General features: G+C 72.0%; 17 protein-coding genes and 1 pseudogene. 7 read left to right on the forward strand and 11 right to left on the reverse strand.

The features are described from left to right. Nucleotides 1-68 precede the first annotated feature (68 nt). Nucleotides 69-1,019: an endonuclease/exonuclease/phosphatase family protein gene (locus ACIPSA_RS00680; RefSeq protein WP_402627048.1), complete on the forward strand. Its 951-nt coding sequence runs from the start codon at nucleotides 69-71 to the stop codon at nucleotides 1,017-1,019. Here the strand turns inward: ACIPSA_RS00680 and ACIPSA_RS00685 are convergent. The 5 genes from ACIPSA_RS00685 to ACIPSA_RS00705 form a co-directional block, all read right to left on the reverse strand. Beyond that, nucleotides 1,016-2,887 carry an FUSC family protein gene (locus ACIPSA_RS00685; protein WP_402627051.1) on the reverse strand — a complete coding sequence of 624 codons (1,872 nt, stop codon included), beginning with the start codon at nucleotides 2,885-2,887 and terminating at the stop codon, nucleotides 1,016-1,018. The genes ACIPSA_RS00680 and ACIPSA_RS00685 overlap by 4 nt on opposite strands. Before the next feature lie 565 nt (nucleotides 2,888-3,452). After that, nucleotides 3,453-4,184, reverse strand: a complete 732-nt coding sequence (locus tag ACIPSA_RS00690) for a hypothetical protein (protein WP_402627054.1) — start codon at nucleotides 4,182-4,184, stop codon at nucleotides 3,453-3,455. 41 nt (nucleotides 4,185-4,225) lie between these two features. After that, nucleotides 4,226-5,002 carry a nucleotidyltransferase domain-containing protein gene (locus ACIPSA_RS00695; protein ID WP_402627057.1) on the reverse strand — a complete coding sequence of 259 codons (777 nt, stop codon included), beginning with the start codon at nucleotides 5,000-5,002 and terminating at the stop codon, nucleotides 4,226-4,228. Between the two features lie 158 nt (nucleotides 5,003-5,160). Next, the gene (locus ACIPSA_RS00700; RefSeq protein ID WP_402627059.1) at nucleotides 5,161-5,343 is read right to left on the reverse strand and encodes a DUF397 domain-containing protein; all 183 of its coding nucleotides are present in this window, start codon (nucleotides 5,341-5,343) and stop codon (nucleotides 5,161-5,163) included. Beyond that, nucleotides 5,340-6,182, reverse strand: coding sequence for a helix-turn-helix domain-containing protein (locus ACIPSA_RS00705; protein WP_402627061.1), 843 nt, complete (start codon nucleotides 6,180-6,182; stop codon nucleotides 5,340-5,342). Before ACIPSA_RS00705 ends, ACIPSA_RS00700 begins: the two co-directional genes overlap by 4 nt. A 197-nt stretch (nucleotides 6,183-6,379) precedes the next feature. On the opposite strand from ACIPSA_RS00705, the gene ACIPSA_RS00710 reads away from it, so the two are divergent. Next, the gene (locus ACIPSA_RS00710) at nucleotides 6,380-6,799 is read left to right on the forward strand and encodes an ATP-binding protein (RefSeq protein ID WP_402629395.1); all 420 of its coding nucleotides are present in this window, start codon (nucleotides 6,380-6,382) and stop codon (nucleotides 6,797-6,799) included. 61 nt (nucleotides 6,800-6,860) lie between these two features. After that, a complete protein-coding gene (locus ACIPSA_RS00715; RefSeq protein WP_402627064.1) occupies nucleotides 6,861-7,817 on the forward strand; it encodes an expansin EXLX1 family cellulose-binding protein in 957 nt (318 codons plus the stop codon). A 120-nt stretch (nucleotides 7,818-7,937) separates the two neighbouring features. Here the strand turns inward: ACIPSA_RS00715 and ACIPSA_RS00720 are convergent, their stop codons facing one another. Next, nucleotides 7,938-8,462 (reverse strand): hypothetical protein, encoded by a 525-nt coding sequence (locus ACIPSA_RS00720; protein ID WP_402627067.1) that lies wholly within the window; start codon nucleotides 8,460-8,462, stop codon nucleotides 7,938-7,940. 236 nt (nucleotides 8,463-8,698) lie between these two features. Between ACIPSA_RS00720 and ACIPSA_RS00725 the strand changes: the two genes are divergently transcribed. Further along, nucleotides 8,699-9,112 carry a RidA family protein gene (locus ACIPSA_RS00725; RefSeq protein ID WP_402627069.1) on the forward strand — a complete coding sequence of 138 codons (414 nt, stop codon included), beginning with the start codon at nucleotides 8,699-8,701 and terminating at the stop codon, nucleotides 9,110-9,112. Then, the gene (locus ACIPSA_RS00730; RefSeq protein WP_402627072.1) at nucleotides 9,109-9,573 is read left to right on the forward strand and encodes a GNAT family N-acetyltransferase; all 465 of its coding nucleotides are present in this window, start codon (nucleotides 9,109-9,111) and stop codon (nucleotides 9,571-9,573) included. Before ACIPSA_RS00725 ends, ACIPSA_RS00730 begins: the two co-directional genes overlap by 4 nt. A gap of 67 nt (nucleotides 9,574-9,640) precedes the next feature. Here ACIPSA_RS00730 and pip read toward each other — a convergent pair whose 3' ends face one another. Then, the gene (gene pip / locus ACIPSA_RS00735; RefSeq protein ID WP_402627075.1) at nucleotides 9,641-10,603 is read right to left on the reverse strand and encodes a prolyl aminopeptidase; all 963 of its coding nucleotides are present in this window, start codon (nucleotides 10,601-10,603) and stop codon (nucleotides 9,641-9,643) included. 37 nt (nucleotides 10,604-10,640) lie between these two features. Beyond that, nucleotides 10,641-11,363, reverse strand: a complete 723-nt coding sequence (locus ACIPSA_RS00740) for a uracil-DNA glycosylase (protein ID WP_402627078.1) — start codon at nucleotides 11,361-11,363, stop codon at nucleotides 10,641-10,643. Nucleotides 11,364-11,647: 284 nt separating this feature from the next. Between ACIPSA_RS00740 and ACIPSA_RS00745 the strand changes: the two genes are divergently transcribed. Further along, nucleotides 11,648-12,163: an RNA-binding S4 domain-containing protein gene (locus tag ACIPSA_RS00745; protein WP_402629398.1), complete on the forward strand. Its 516-nt coding sequence runs from the start codon at nucleotides 11,648-11,650 to the stop codon at nucleotides 12,161-12,163. A 134-nt stretch (nucleotides 12,164-12,297) separates the two neighbouring features. Here the strand turns inward: ACIPSA_RS00745 and ACIPSA_RS00750 are convergent, their stop codons facing one another. Further along, nucleotides 12,298-12,990: a class I SAM-dependent methyltransferase gene (locus ACIPSA_RS00750; protein ID WP_402627081.1), complete on the reverse strand. Its 693-nt coding sequence runs from the start codon at nucleotides 12,988-12,990 to the stop codon at nucleotides 12,298-12,300. A gap of 172 nt (nucleotides 12,991-13,162) precedes the next feature. Here ACIPSA_RS00750 and ACIPSA_RS00755 point away from each other — a divergent pair. Then, a pseudogene (locus ACIPSA_RS00755) lies at nucleotides 13,163-13,423 on the forward strand (DUF6343 family protein); the annotation flags it as partial. A 93-nt stretch (nucleotides 13,424-13,516) separates the two neighbouring features. Here ACIPSA_RS00755 and ACIPSA_RS00760 read toward each other — a convergent pair. Together ACIPSA_RS00760 and coaE are read right to left on the reverse strand one after the other, a co-directional pair. Continuing rightward, nucleotides 13,517-13,897 (reverse strand): tetratricopeptide repeat protein, encoded by a 381-nt coding sequence (locus ACIPSA_RS00760; protein ID WP_402627084.1) that lies wholly within the window; start codon nucleotides 13,895-13,897, stop codon nucleotides 13,517-13,519. Nucleotides 13,898-13,947: 50 nt separating this feature from the next. Next, nucleotides 13,948-14,547 (reverse strand): dephospho-CoA kinase, encoded by a 600-nt coding sequence (gene coaE / locus ACIPSA_RS00765; RefSeq protein ID WP_402627087.1) that lies wholly within the window; start codon nucleotides 14,545-14,547, stop codon nucleotides 13,948-13,950. Nucleotides 14,548-14,593: the final 46 nt, after the last annotated feature.

The raw sequence follows: 14,593 nt of genomic DNA on the forward strand, positions 1-14,593 counted from the left end.
CGGGCCGGGCGAGCAGCGTGGGACTGTCGCAGCACCGCCCGCCTCCCGGCTTCTGGAAGGAGCCCGGCATGCTCCTGGGTACCTGGAACCTAGAGAACCTGTATCGCCCCGGCAGCCCGTACGGCCCCAAGGACAAGGCCGCGTACGAGACGAAGCTCGCCTCCCTCACCGCCGTGATCACCGAGCTGGACCCGGCGCTGCTCGGCGTACAGGAGGTCGGGGAGCCCGGCGCCCTGGAGGACCTGGCCGGGATGCTGGACGGCGACTGGCACCTGGCGCTCTCCGAACACCCCGACCGCCGTGGCATCCGGGTCGGCTTCCTCGGCCGTACGGAGCTGCGGGTGGTGGCCGACACGGCCGCGTTCCCGGCGAAGCTGCGCCCGGTGCAGGAGGACGACTCGGACGTGGAGGTCTCCCAGGCGGGGCGCGGCTTCCTGGCGGTGGCGACGGAGACCGAGGCGGGTCCGCTGACGGTGGCGGTGTCCCACCTCAAGTCGAAGCTGCTGTCGTATCCCGGGGGCCGGTTCGTACCGGAGGACGAGGGCGAGCGGGCGCGCTACGGGGCGTATGCCCTCTACCGGCGGGCCGCCGAGGCGGCGGCCCTGCGGGCGCTGGCCGACGAGCTGCTGGCCGGCGAGGGCCGTACGCGCGATGTGGCCGTCCTGGGCGACATGAACGACGAAGTCCTGGCCGCGACCACCCAGATCCTGCTCGGCCCGCCCGGCTCCGAGTTCGGCACGCCCGGCTTCGACCGCCCCGACAAGGGCGACGCGGTACGGCTCTGGGACGTGGCCCCGCTGATACCCGCCGACCAGCGTTACTCCCGTGTCGACGCCGGCCGCCGCGAGCTGATCGACCACGTCCTGGTCAGCCACCACCTGGCCCACCGGATAACGGCGGCGGGCACCGGGCTCCCCGGCGAAGGGGCCCCGCACCTGCCGTCGGTGGGCCCGGATCCGGCACAGCGGCGGGACACTCCGGGGTCGGACCACGCGCCCGTGTGGGTGCGGATCGGCTAGCCGCGGACCAGCCGTGCCACGGGCGCCGACGCGAGCGTGAGCCCGAGCCGCTCCCGCCCCCGCTCCAGCTCCGCCAGCGCCTCGTCGAGCCGCCGGGTGTGGTCCGGCGTGAGCCGTCCCGTGTCGTCGAGGTGCACGGCGCATGCCGTGGTCGTGTCGACGAGCCGTTCGAGGACGGCCGCGACGGCGTCAGTGCCCTCGGTGTGCCGGGCGAGGGCGGGCAGCTCGGCGGCGGCGAGCGCGATGGCCGTTCGGGCCTCGGACAGGGTGCGGTAGGCCTCCCGCCGCAGGGCCCACCGCTCCGTCCGGTCGTCGGACCCGCTCAGGACGTGGTCGAGATAGTCCTGCGCGGCGCTCCCGGCGGCCGCGAGCCGCGCCCGCACGCCGCCGCCCCGCTCCCCCGGCATCGGCAGATGCCCGACGATCAGCACGATCGCGCAGGCCAGCAGCGTCTCGCCGATCCGGCTGACGGAGGCCTGCGGCTCCCCGCCGACCATGACGAGGGCCAGGACGAGCACGGTGACGACGGCGGTCAGGGCGGCGAAGTGCCGGGTGGCGACGGGGATGAGCGCCCCGCTGACGGCCACCAGCGCGACGAGCCCCTCGGGCCGGGGCAGCACGGCGGCGAGGGCCGCGAAGACGAGGGCGCCGAGGACGGTCCCCGTCGCCCGGCACAGGACCCGGGACGCGAGCGGCCCGAGATCGGGCTTGACGAGGAAGACGGCGGTGGCGGGCAGCCAGTACCAGTGCTGGTGCTGCCCGTACCAGCGCGCGTGGTGCAGGGCCTGGGCGATGGCGGCCCCGGCCCCGAAGCACAGGGCGACGCGGAGGCCGTACTCGCGTCCGCCGGTACCGAGGGCGGCCCGCACGAGGTCCCGCGCGCCACGGCGGCGGGTGTGCGCGCGGTGCAGTACGCCCTCGGCCCGGTCGAAGGCCTCGGCGGCACGCAGCAGGGCTTCGTCGAGGGCGCGGAGGGCGGGCGCGGTCCGGCCGGGCGCGGGCAGTGGCCCGGTGCCGCTGTTGCCCCGAACGGCGGCGGCGAGCCGCCGTGGCCCCTCCGCCGCCCGCTCGCCGACGCCCTCCCCCGCCCAGGCGAGGGCGGTCGCGGCCTCGGCGAGGGGCAGCGCGGCGGCGTACTGGGCGTGCAGCCGACGCTCGGCCGCGGAGCTCGCGTACCGGCGCAGCCGGGGCCCGGCGAGGGCGTCCTGCGCGTGGTCGAGGGCGGCGGTGAGCACGGCCCGCCGCTCGGTGGCACGGTCCGTGCCCACCGCGTCGAGCAGCTCGGCGACGGCGTCGTACACCCCCGCGACGGCGTCCCGCTCCCCGTCGAACCGGTAGTCGCCGGCGAGGGCGCCCGGCGTGGGCAGGGCCAGCCGCAGGACGAGCAGCCACCCGGCCCCGGCGAGAAAGGCGAGGGCCCGCTGCCACCCCGGCTCGGGCAGCGGCATCCCGGCCCCGATGGCGGAGGCGACGAGCAGCTGCGTACCGGCACCGGAGGCGACCGGCCCGACGGCGCTGATGCCCCCGGCGAGGAGCCCGAGCGCGGTGAGCAGAAGGGTCAGCGGCACGGCGGTGAGGTGCTGCCCCGCGTACGTCCCGACGAGCAGACCCGCGGCCCCCGCCAGCGCGGGCGCCCCGAGCCGCACGACCGAGGCCCGCCGGCTGCCGGGCCGGTCGTTGATCCCGGCGAGCATGGCCGCGATGGCGGCGACGACACCGAGGGAGGTGCGGTCGGCGAGGACGGCGGCGAGGAGCAGCGGCCCGGCGGCGAGCGCGCCCCGGGTGACAGCGCTCCAGGGGACCGGGCCGCGCTGGGCACGGAGGGCGTGGGCGAGCCAGGGGGGCGGTGCGGGGAGGGCGCGGGACACGGGGCTCCTGTCCGGACGAGGGCGGGGTGTGCCTTCGGGCGACGGTGGCCGGGCTCGGTGGTGGTTCCACCGTAGATCGTGTTCCCAGGCGGAAAGGCACGTTCGCGTTTCCGTGGTGTGACGGTTGACCGGAGAGCCGTGTTCTTTATGAACGCAATTTCCTGGTGAACGTAAGCGGACCCGGGGGCGTAGCCTGCCCCCGGGCCCTGAAGGGCCGCCCATGTTCACACGCCGGCACGCTTGAGAACCCGGGTCAGTCGTTATCGCGCCGCGTCCTGCCTTTGGACCACCGCGCATCGAGCTGCGCGGGCAGGACTTGAACCTGCATTTCGACGTGCTGGGGCCCGGGCCCGTTCGATCCGGCGATCGGCGGCGAATGCTGAGTCTGGAGCGAGAGTCTGAGATTGAACGCGGTCTGCCTCTGCCGTTTGGGCTACCGCGGCACGGGATGAATGCCGCGGGGAGGACTCGAACCTCCACTGGAACCGCTCCGTCACGACAAGCTTCAGCTTCAGCTTGCGCTCCTCGCGCACCCCGGTCTCAAGGGACCGGGGAGTCTTGAAGGCTACCCGAACAGGTAGCCGAACACGGCGTCACCCACCCGCTGGTCGACGACGTCGGTGCCGTTCGCCTCCTCCCGGGCGAACTTCACGGCCTGCTGCAACTTCTCGACACGGTCGAGGAGTTCGTTGACGCGCCGGGCGGGAAGGGCACCGGAGAACTTCACGGTGGTCCAGTACCCGACGGGAATGTCCTCGTAGTACACCTCGACCTGTGCCGGATGCTTCTCGGTGGCCTCGGCCTTGACGTGGTTCCTGGGCACCTTCTTGGTCCGCAGCGTCCGCACGGGCTCCGTCTTCCACGCATCGGTGGACGGATCCTGCGCCCAGGACTCGGAGGCGTCGAGGATGGGCAGCTTCCGCACGAAGGTGTTGAGATCGACGAGCTGCTTCTCCAGGAAGAGCAGGTAGGACACGGGCACTTCGGCGACGAGCACCCGCCCGTCCACCTTCACGTCCGCCCTTGCCGCGCAGTTGGCCCAGTCCTTCGTGGCGGTCACGTCGAAGAGCCGTGTCAGCGTCGCCGCGGTCTCGCGCAGCACGTCCTCGGCCTTGACCTGCACCCGCGTGGACTCGGGCGGCAACTGCTCACCCTCCTCGTCCTTCGGCTGGTACGTCCGCGAGATACCGGCCAGCAACGCGGGCTTCTGCAGCCCGTGGTGGGCTGTGGTCAGGTCCTGGTGAGCCTTGGACTTGATGCCCTTCTCGACTGCGATGATCTGGTTGAGTTTCGCCACGTCGGTGACGGTAGCAGCGGCAACTCCTCGATTTCGAAGGATTATTCGGCGACTACGGCCGCGGCGACCGCCGTCCCGAAGCGGGCCTCGGCCCGCTCGATCGCCGCGACGAGCCCGCCGCGCCCCAGGCCCGAGACGATCCCGTCGGCTTCCCGCAGCCCGGCCCGTTCCAGCAGCCGCTTCTCGTTCGTCACCCACTCGCCGCGCGCCGCCAGCACCGCGTGAGCGGTCTGTGCGGCGGCCGTGGCCAGGGCGCCGGCGACCTCGGTGAGTCGGCCGTGCGGGGCGTGGTTGGCCTTCGCGTAGGCGAGGGTGGCGCGAGCGGTGCCGTACCAACGGTCCGGGGCGGTACGGCGCAGCGCCTCCGGATAGGCCGCCGGGCGCGGCAGCTCCCCGCGCAGCACCTGGTTGACCGCCAGCTCGGCGACGACCAGGTAGCTCGGGATCCCGGCGAGGTGGAACAGCAGCGGCTCCACCCGGAACCGCCCCTCCTCCGCCTCCGCCAGCTCGTGCTCGACCACATCCAGATCCCGGTAGTGCACGTCGACGCGTCGCCCGTCGATGGTCAGCCAGACCCCGCCGTTGAAGACACCGCCGCCCCAGCCGCCGACCTCGGAAACCTCGCCCTCCCAGCCGAGGGCACGCAGGTCGGCGGGGGCGAAGGGGCCCCGGTAGTAGACGGCCAGATCCCAGTCGCTGTCGGGCCGGTGGGTGCCCTGAGCACGCGAGCCGCCGAGGGCCACGGCACGGACGGTGGGGAGTGCGGCTAGGCGGTCGGCGGTGGTGTCGAGGAAGGTCCGGTCGGGAAGGGCGGGCATGGGGTGGCTCCGGGGCATGCGAGTAACAAAGGTCGCCGGGAGCGTACGCAGGCGCTGTCGCGCCCGCGAGACATTTCGAGAGCACCGCCATGCCGGAACGCGAGCGCCTGGCGCTCTTCTGGAGCGCCCGAGAACTCAAGCACCGGGGCTCTGCCGTGTCACAGCTCCATGCGCTCGATGAACCCGGTCCAAGTGGCGGGCTTCACGGTCAGCACAGGCCGGCTCGTGTCCTTGGAGTCACGGACGTGCACCGCCCCCGAGGTCACGGCGACCTCGACGCACTCACCGCCTTCGCCGCTGCTATAGCTGCTCTTGACCCAGGTCAGCGCTTCGACGTTCATGTCTCCCCTAGCAACTTCTCCATGAAGACCAGCGATTCACGCGGATTGAGAGCATCAGCCCGCAGGATCCCGTACTGCTCCTCGAACGCCCGGGCCGACTTCCGCTCCGTGTAGAGGCGGCTGTCCTTGTGCGCCTCCACATACGCGATCCTCCGCCCATCCCTCGTCTCGATCAAGGTGAACGGACCGGCCAGTCCAGCATGCTCCTCCCGCTCGGTCGGCATGACCTGGATCTCGACGTTGCGCCGCTGGCCGAGCAGGTGCATCTGCTCCAACTGGCCCCGCATCACCGACCAGCCGCCCAGCGGGCGCCGTAGGACCGACTCCTCAATGACGAAGCTGATGGTGGGCATCGGCGCCCTGGAGAAGATGTCCTGGCGAGCCAGCCGTGCCGCAACGCGCTGCTCGACCGTCTCTTCGTCCAGCAACGGGCGCCGCATGGTGAACACGGCTCGCGCGTACTCCGCTGTTTGCAAGAGCCCCGACACAGCATGGGTGGCGTACACGTGGAGCTCAACCGCCTCGCCCTCCAGCTTGGCCGCATCCCGAAAGAACGCCGGATACTGAGCCCGAGCCACCTCCTCCTTCCCGGCACTCAACACCCCACCGGCGTCCAGCACTTCATCCACCCTGTCGATGAACTTCGGCGGCGGGATCCGCCTCCCCTGCTCGAAGGAGGCGATCGTCGAAGCCGAGTACCCGGCCAGCGCCCCGAGCTCCGACCGATCCAGCCCCGCCCGCTCCCGGAACAGCTTCAGTTGCCGCCCGAAGACGTGCAGCATGCCCGTGCCGGACTCGGGATCCTGCTCGTACTCCGGTCCTTGGACCCCGTCACTCATGCCGCAACTCCTCCCACCAGGAACCGTCACGCCCCGCACCGCGTACAGCCGCGCCCCCGACGTGTACAGCCCGCACCCGTCAGCGCGTCGCTCCTGGTCAAGATTACTCACCGTGCACAACGGTTGACCGCATGAAGTCAGTAACTCCCCCGCACGAGACGGCCCGGCAACACCAGCACCCCACCCACGAGTTCACGATGCGGTTCACGTCCACCCCACGCGGCGCACGCCTCGCCCGCCGCCTCGTTTCGCACCGCCTGAACGACTGGGGTCACCCCTGCACCAGCGCCGCCAACGAGGCGCTCACCCTCATCGCGGCCGAACTCACGGCGAATGCCGTCCGGCACGGTCACGTCCCCGGCCGGGACTTCGACCTCCGACTGACCCTGACCGACGGCACCTTCCGCATCGAGGTGACAGACACCCGTGCCGAGAAACAGCCCTCGCCCGCTTCCCCGTCCCCCGACGGAATCCGGCCGCGGCCTCCTCCTCGTGGCCGCCCTCGCGGACGACTGGGGCGTAACGCCCCGCATGTCCGCGCCGGGCAAGACAGTATGGGCGGAGCTCCTCCCATCGCACCGCCACTGAAACCCCGGCAACCTTTCCGGCCCCTGTGACCACTGGTGAGTCGGAAGCGTGCGTTCTCCAGAACCGCGTACGGACTCGAAGGACTCATCCGTGGCATCCTCTCCCCACCGCCGCCCCGCTCCCAGGCGGCGCACATCCCTCGTCTCCGCCGTCGCCGTGGCAGCCGCGGGACTCCTCATATCCCTGGTGATGGCGTTCCGCCCCGACGGCGATTCCCACACCGTGCGCGCCGCGGCCACGCCCACCGCGGGCACCCGGTCGACGAGCGTCCCGGCCACGGCGCCGACACCGAAGCCGAAGCCGAAGCCGTCCACGGTGTCCCCGACCCCGACGCGCACCGAGGCCACCCGGAAGCCCACCGCTTCGGCGCGGCCATCGGCCACTGCCACGCCCCGAGCCACGTCGCGGCGGCCGGCTTCCGGCGCGGCAGCGCTGGCGGGACGGATCAAGCCCGGGGTCACCTACAGCGGAGTCACCACCCACTACGACGCGGGGGACGGCAACGGCGCCTGTCTGTACGGCCCGAGCCGCGACCTGATGATCGCGGCGATGAACCACACCGACTACGAGACGTCCAAGGCGTGCGGGGCATACATACAGGTGCGCGCGGCAGGCGGCGCCTCCGTCACGGTGCGGGTCACCAACGAGTGCCCCGAGTGCGCACCCGGACAACTGGACCTCAGCGAGCAGGCCTTCGCCAAACTGGCCGCCCTCTCGGCCGGCCGGATCCCGGTCACCTGGAGGCTGCTGAGCCCCGCCACGTCCGACAAGGTCTCGATCCGTTACAAGACCGGCTCCAGCCGCAACTGGTGCGGCATCCAGGCGCTCGGCCACCGCAACCCGCTGGCCAGGCTGGAGGTCGGCACCGGCAGCGGCTGGCGTCCGCTGACCCGTACCGACTACAACTACTTCCTCTCCGAGGACGGCACCGGCTGCGGCGGCTCCCTCAGGCTCACCGACATCTACGGGGAACAGCTGACCGTCAGCGGCATCGCCGTACGCCCGGACGCCCTGCAGCCGACCCACGTGCAATTCGCCGGGCACTGACACGAAGTCACCCGGCCACGGCCGAGTATCTGTACGACCGCCGCCGCGCCGCCGGCATCGGCGCCTTGCCCACGTCGACCCGAAGCCCGGCAGCGGCCGCTTGTCCTGACGGTTCCGATGTCAGGCGTAGGTCCAGCGCCACCCGCCCGAGCTGTAGCTGCACCTGATGCTCGTACCGCCGGCGGTCGTCGTGACAGCGCCATGGTCGCTGTTCCGGCAGTACTGGCCGGCCTGGTAGCAGTTGCCCGCGTTGGAGGTGATGGAGCAGGTGCCGGTGCCGGTGCCGGTGCCGGTGTCGCTGCTTCCGCTGCCGCTGCTACCGGCTCCGGAGACGCTCCGCGCGGCCTTCGTGACCGTGACGGTCGGGCCGGGCTTCTTCACCGTCCTCGTCTTGGTGACCGTGGGCGTGGGCGCGGCCTTTTTCGGTATCGCGGTCACGGTCGCCGTGGCCGTGACCGTGATCGTCGGCCGGGGCTTGGCGGCGGCGGCCTTCGCCGCGTTCACCTCGTCCTGCGCGCTCTGCTGGCCGCCCATGGCTCCCAGACCGAACACCACCAGGCTGGCCGCCCACACACGCTTGCGCTTGTACCACGGCCGGGTGTTCACGGAGCGCGACGCAGACGGCGTCGAGTACGGGTTGTTCATGTCGTCCCTACTGAGGTTCTTGCAACGGGAGGACGGTAGTTGCATGTGCGTGCCATACAAAAGAGTTGTGAAGATTCAGAGATCATTCCGTGATCATCCATGGCGGCCGTTTTGCCGGGATTTCGACGCCGGGGCGTGACCGGTGAACCGGCAGACAGCGTCCGAAATTGGGATGCGGGCGCGGTCGGGGGCCCGGATGATCGGGAAGTTGCCCCTAGTTGACCTCAGGAGCCCGCATGATCCAGCGTGTCACCGCCCCCGGTCTCTTCCCGCCGCCCACCTACTCCCACGCCTCCGTCGTCGAGGCGGGCACGAAGCTCGCGTTCCTGGCGGGGGCCGTGCCGCTCGACGAGAAGGGCGAAGTGGTCGGGCCGGGGGATCCTGCGCGGCAGGCCGAGCAGGTGATCGCGAATCTGCGTGAGCAACTGCGCGCGGTTGGGAGCGACTTGGCGCATGTGGTGGTCACGGATGTGTACGTGGTGAGCAGTGAGCCCTCGGTGCTCTCCGAGGTGTGGGAGGTGGTCGAGGCGTCGGGGCTGAGCACCGGGCCGCATTCGTCGACCCTGCTCGGGGTGGCCTGCCTCGGGTACACGGGGCAGCTGGTGGAGATCACGGCCACAGCCGTCGTCCCCGAGGGGGCTCGCCCGTGAGCGACGGACCGACGGTCGTTCTGCGCCGTGCGGCCGATGCCGACGCCCCGGCCGCGGCGGACGTCTGGCTGCGGTCCTTCGCCGCCGCGCTGCCGACGGTCGTTCGGCCGCGCACCGACGACGAGGTACGCGAGTACTTCGAGCGCGTGGTCGTGCCGCTGCGGGAGACCTGGGTGGCCGAAGCGGCCGACGGGGGCGGGATCGTGGGGGTGATGGTGCTCGACGGCCACCTTCTGTCCCAGCTCTACCTCGCCCCGGACTGGCGGGGACGCGGCATCGGTGACCGGTTCGTCGCGCTGGCCAAGGAGCGCACCCCTGAGGGCCTCACCCTGTGGACCTTCCAGGTCAACAAGCCCGCCCACCGCTTCTACGAACGGCACGGCTTCGTCGCCGTCGAGTTCACGGACGGCGGTGACAACGAGGAGCGGGAGCCGGATGTGCGGTACGTGTGGCGGCCGTGAGCGGTGATCAGGTCGACGGCGGCAGACCGCACGCACGCACGCACGAACAGGACGACGCGGAACCGCTTCAACGGCGGGCGTACTTGTCCGTCGCCGCCACCAGCGCCTCCACCACGCCCGGCGCGCCCGCGTCGTGCCCGGCCTCGTCGACGAGCACCAACTCGCTGCCGGGCCAGGCGTGGTGGAGCCGCCAGACGATGCCGAGGAGGTTGCCGAAGTCGAGGCTGCCCTGGACCAGGGTGCCGGGGATGTCCTTGAGCAGAGGCGCGTCGCGCAGGACCACGCCCTCGTCGTCGCCCTCGCCGAGGAAGTGGCCGTTGCCCCAGTAGTGGGTGACCGTGCGGGCGAAGCCCATGCGGAACACCGGGTCCTCGTACCGTGCCACCGAGCGGGGCGGCGCCGGGACGATCGCCGTCTCCCAGTCGGTCCAGGCACGCGCGGCCCGCTCCCGCACCTCCGGGTCGGGCGACTCGATGAGCCGGTGGTACGCCGAGGCGAGGTTGCCGTCACGCTCGCCCTCGTGCAGCGCGGCGAGGAACCGCTCGAACGCCTCCGGAAAGACCTTCCCTAGCCCCCTGGTCAGCAGGGCCACCTCGGCGTCGGAGCCGGTCGCGATTCCGGTGAGCACCAGCTCGGACACGGCGCCGGGATGCGTCTGCGCGTACCGCAGTCCCAGCACCGAGCCCCACGACACACCCCACACCAGCCAGCGCCCGATCCCGAGATGCCGGCGCAGCAGCTCCAGGTCGGCGATGAGATGGGCTGTCGTGTTGACGCTCATGTCCGTGTCGTAGGCGCTCGCGTGGGGCGTGGAGCGGCCGCAGCCGCGCTGGTCGAGGAGGACGATCCGGTACGCGGCCGGGTCGAAGTAGCGACGGGCGAAGGGTGACGCCCCCGATCCGGGCCCGCCGTGCAGCACCAGAGCGGGCTTGCCGTGCGGGTTTCCGCAGGTCTCCCAGTAGATGTGGTTGCCGTCCCCGACGTCGAGCATGCCGTGGTCGTACGGTTCGGTCTCCGAGTAGAGGGCCATCGGTGGACGGTAGCGGTCCTACGTCGCCGGGCTCACCTCATTTTCCGAGCCCCGCGGCCTGCGCCGCCGTGCACAGCACTTCCCGCAGCATCTCGGGAGTGAGCCGGCCGGTGAAGGTGTTGCGCTGGCTGACGTGGAAGCAGCCGAAGAGGTCGAGGCCGTCCTGCCCGTCCGGTCCGTCCGGTCCGTCGAGCCGCACGCGGGTGCCGTGGGCGAAGGCGGGCCGGGGGCGGGGCACAGTCCAGCCCGCCTCGGCGAACGCGGGCAGCGCGGCCTGCCAGCCGAAGGCGCCGAGTACGACGGCGGCCCTCAGCGTCGGCCGCAGCAGCCCCAGCTCCTGGACCAGCCAGGGGCGGCAGGTGTCTCGCTCCTCGGGGGTGGGCTTGTTGGCGGGCGGGGCGCAGTGCACGGGCGAGGTGACGCGTACGCCGTACAGCTCCAGGCCGTCGTCGGCGCTGACCGAGGTGGGCTGCGAGGCCAGTCCGACGTCGTACAGCGCCTGGTACAGCACGTCCCCGGAGCGGTCGCCGGTGAACATGCGGCCGGTGCGGTTGCCGCCGTGGGCCGCGGGGGCGAGACCTACGACCAGCAGCCGGGCGTCGGGCGGGCCGAAGCCGGGCACCGGGCGGCCCCAGTAGGTCCAGCCGGCGAAGGCGGCGCGCTTGGTACGAGCCACCTCCTCGCGCCAGGCGACCAGCCGCGGACAGGCCCGGCACCCGGCGAGGCGGCGGTCGAGGGCGGGGAGACCGCTGGTTCCCATGGCACCACCGTATGCCTGGGACGGTCGGGGCCGTCCGGGCGTCGGCACGGGTGGGCGCGGAGGCGCGCCTCCCGTCGCCCGCGGAAACACGTCCGGTTCACCCCGCTCGGGGAGCTAAGGTCGGGTACATGGCTTCCGAGGATGCGGGCGAGAACAGGAACCGCGAGACCGGCAGGGGCGGCAGGACGGCCGGCACGCGTGTCACGGGCGGGGAGTCCGGGGCGCGCCGGGACCGGGCGGCCGACGGGCACGGCTCCACCGAGAAGGCGAGCGCCGGGACCCCCGTGTCCCCTGGAGCCCCTGGAGCCTCCGACAGCGCTGGATCCGCCGACACCCAAGCCGTGGACCCGACCATCGCCGCCGCAGTGGCCGCCGCCGAGGCCGCCGGGCCGGCCAACGGCGAGACCGTCCGCATCGACAGCTGGATCTGGGCCGTGCGCCTGATCAAGACCCGCTCCCTGGGAGCCGCCGCCTGCCGTGGCGGACACGTCCAAGTGAACGGCGAGCGCGTCAAGCCCGCTTATTCCGTGCGCGTCGGCGACGAGGTACGCCTGCGGCACGAGGGCCGGGAGCGGGTCGTCGTCGTCAAACGCCTGATCCGCAAACGGGTCGGCGCCCCTGTGGCCGCCCAGTGCTACGTCGACAACTCCCCGCCTCCCCCGCCCCGCGAGGTCATGGCCCCCGCAGGCCTGCGCGACCGGGGCACCGGCCGCCCCACCAAGCGGGACCGCCGCGAGCTGGAACGGCTGCGGGGGCCGGGCGGCACCGGCGATCTCGGGGGACGCCCAGGGGGACGGTGACCCGGCGCTCACGATCAACGGGAGTCTCCTGGGTGAAGCGGTCCCTGTTGCTGCCACAGAGGCAGACCGGCCCCTGCCCAGAACTCATCGCCGCCCGCCGGATTTCCGCGCGTCTCCCGGCTGTCCGGCGCCCTCTACGCCGCCCGGACCGCCCTCACCCACACCCGGTCCGGTGTCAGATACTCGTCCACCTCCAGTCCCGCTTCGGCCAGCGCCCCCTCGAACTCCTCCTTCGTCAGCGGCCGGGCCAGGAACGTCTGCGTCCAGACCGCGTCCGGGAACACATACTCCGCGCGCACCGAGTTGACCCCGTCCCCGACCGGTTCCGCCGACACCATGCGTAGGGTGAAGCCGCTGGGGTCGACCCGCTCCCGCGGCAGGTTGGTGTGGTAGTCCTCGCCCTCCCGCTGGATCAGGACACAGCCGCCCTCCGCCATGTGCCGGGCGCAGGTGCGCAGCATCCCCCGGCGCACCTCGACGTCCCCGGCGTGCACCAGGAACGACGCGAGCAGCACCACGTCGAATCTCTCGCCCAGGTCGAGGTCCTCGATCGCGCCGCGTATAGTGCGCGCCCCGTGGACGCGCTCCAGCATCTCGGCGGACTCGTCCACCGCCGTGACCGTGAACCCGCGCTCCAGCAGGGGGTGGGTCATCCGTCCCACTCCGCTGCCCAGCTCCAGGATGTGCGCACCGGCCGGTACGGCACCGGCGATGATGTCCGGCTCGTCCCCCGCCGGCAGCCGTGAGTAGAGCTCCACCGCGCAGCCGTCCGGCGTGATCGCACCGGGTCCTGTTCCCTCGTACCCCTCACGCATTTCAACCGTCATGCCCGAACAACGGCCCGTCTCCGCGCACCCGTTCCCGCACGGCAGCAGTTCACTCGTTCGAGTTCTCCCTCATTGCGGCGGGAACTCTTTGCGACCACAGCGGGGACCACCCGTCCCCCCTTTGGTGAATGTGCCCGCGAAGAGTACGTTGCAAGGAGGAGTGGTGATCCCGATGCGTACGGGCAGTGAGCCGGTGACAGCGCGCAGTGCACTGCGGGCGCGGTTGTGGCTGAGCGTGTGGGGGCTGGTCTGGGCGGTCTTCGGCACGGCGGCCTTCGCGCTCGTCGGACGCGCCGGCTGGGCGGCCGCCTGCGGTGTGCTGTGGCTGGTGGCCACCGTCGACATGACGATGATCCTCAGGCACATCCGGCAGGGCCCGCACTACCAGCCGGGCCGTGACGTCCCGCCGTACGAACCGTCGGACGGCCGTCCGCCGTACCGGCCGCCGGAGAGCCGTCCGCCGTTCCACCGGCCTCCGCAGCACCGGCACCCGTGACGGACGCCGCGCCCGTACCCCGCCCGCGCGTCAGGAATCGAACCGCGCGGCCTTCAGGTACTCCGGGTTCGGGTCCAGCGCGGCCGCCAGCCGGAAGTGGCGCTTGGCCTGGTCCGCGCGCCCCATCCGCTCATAGGTGCGCGCGAGCGCGAAGTGCGCGAACGCGTTGTCCGGCTCGCGCTCCAGGACGATGGTGAACTCCAGCTCGGCGGGCCGCAGTTGCGCGGCCGCGAAGAAGGCACGCGCGCGCAGCAGGCGCGCGGCCGTGTTCTCGGGATGGGCCGCGATGACTCCGTCCAGCAGCTTCACCGCGCCCCGCGGGTCCCGTGCGTTGAGCAGTTGCTCCGCGGCACGGAAGTCGATGACATGCGTCTCCGGAGTACGTCCGGTCGAACCGCTGCTGTCGGGCACGGCAAAGTCCTTCCCTTACTGGAGGCGTTCAACGCCCGGACACCGGACCGCTATTCCCGCGCCCTGCGGACCAGGTCGCTCCACACCTCGTCCACGCGCCGCTCCAGCTCCTCCAGCGGCACGTCGTTGTCGATCACGACGTCCGCGATCTCCAGGCGCTTCTCGCGCGTCGCCTGTGCCGCCATGCGTGCGCGCGCGTCCTCCTCGGTCATGCCCCGCAGCCGTACGAGCCGGTCGAGCTGGGTCTCGGGGGGCGCGTCGACGACGATCACGAGGTCGTACAGCGGTGCGAGGCCGTTCTCCGCGAGGAGCGGGACGTCGTGGATCACGACGGCGTCGTCGGCCGCCGCGCTCTCCAGTTCGCGGGAGCGGGCGCCCACCAGCGGGTGCACGATCGAGTTCAGGACGGCCAGCTTCTCCGGGTCGGCGAAGACGATGGAGCCGAGCCTGGGCCGGTCCAGGCTGCCGTCGGCGGCGAGCACCTCGTCGCCGAAGGCCTCGACGACCGCCGCGAGACCGGGGGTTCCGGGCGCGACGACGTCGCGTGCGATGCGGTCCGCGTCGATCAGCACGGCACCGCGCTCGACGAGCAGCCGCGACACCTCGCTCTTTCCGGCGCCGATACCGCCGGTGAGGCCCACTTTCAGCATGAGCGGAAGCTTAGGCCCTGCCACCGACAGGGCACCCACCGGCCGC

Source organism: Streptomyces sp. NPDC086549, assembly GCF_044746205.1.
GTDB lineage: Bacteria > Actinomycetota > Actinomycetes > Streptomycetales > Streptomycetaceae > Streptomyces.

Coding starts and splice junctions, on each gene's coding strand:
- ACIPSA_RS00680 (WP_402627048.1), top strand. CDS start 69: ATGCTCCTGGGTACCTGGAACCTAGAGAACCTGTATCGCCCCGGCAGC.
- ACIPSA_RS00695 (WP_402627057.1), bottom strand. CDS start 5,002: ATGCCCGCCCTTCCCGACCGGACCTTCCTCGACACCACCGCCGACCGC.
- ACIPSA_RS00700 (WP_402627059.1), bottom strand. CDS start 5,343: ATGAACGTCGAAGCGCTGACCTGGGTCAAGAGCAGCTATAGCAGCGGC.
- ACIPSA_RS00705 (WP_402627061.1), bottom strand. CDS start 6,182: ATGAGTGACGGGGTCCAAGGACCGGAGTACGAGCAGGATCCCGAGTCC.
- ACIPSA_RS00710 (WP_402629395.1), top strand. CDS start 6,380: ATGCGGTTCACGTCCACCCCACGCGGCGCACGCCTCGCCCGCCGCCTC.
- ACIPSA_RS00720 (WP_402627067.1), bottom strand. CDS start 8,462: ATGAACAACCCGTACTCGACGCCGTCTGCGTCGCGCTCCGTGAACACC.
- ACIPSA_RS00725 (WP_402627069.1), top strand. CDS start 8,699: ATGATCCAGCGTGTCACCGCCCCCGGTCTCTTCCCGCCGCCCACCTAC.
- pip (WP_402627075.1), bottom strand. CDS start 10,603: ATGGCCCTCTACTCGGAGACCGAACCGTACGACCACGGCATGCTCGAC.
- ACIPSA_RS00740 (WP_402627078.1), bottom strand. CDS start 11,363: ATGGGAACCAGCGGTCTCCCCGCCCTCGACCGCCGCCTCGCCGGGTGC.
- ACIPSA_RS00750 (WP_402627081.1), bottom strand. CDS start 12,990: ATGACGGTTGAAATGCGTGAGGGGTACGAGGGAACAGGACCCGGTGCG.
- coaE (WP_402627087.1), bottom strand. CDS start 14,547: ATGCTGAAAGTGGGCCTCACCGGCGGTATCGGCGCCGGAAAGAGCGAG.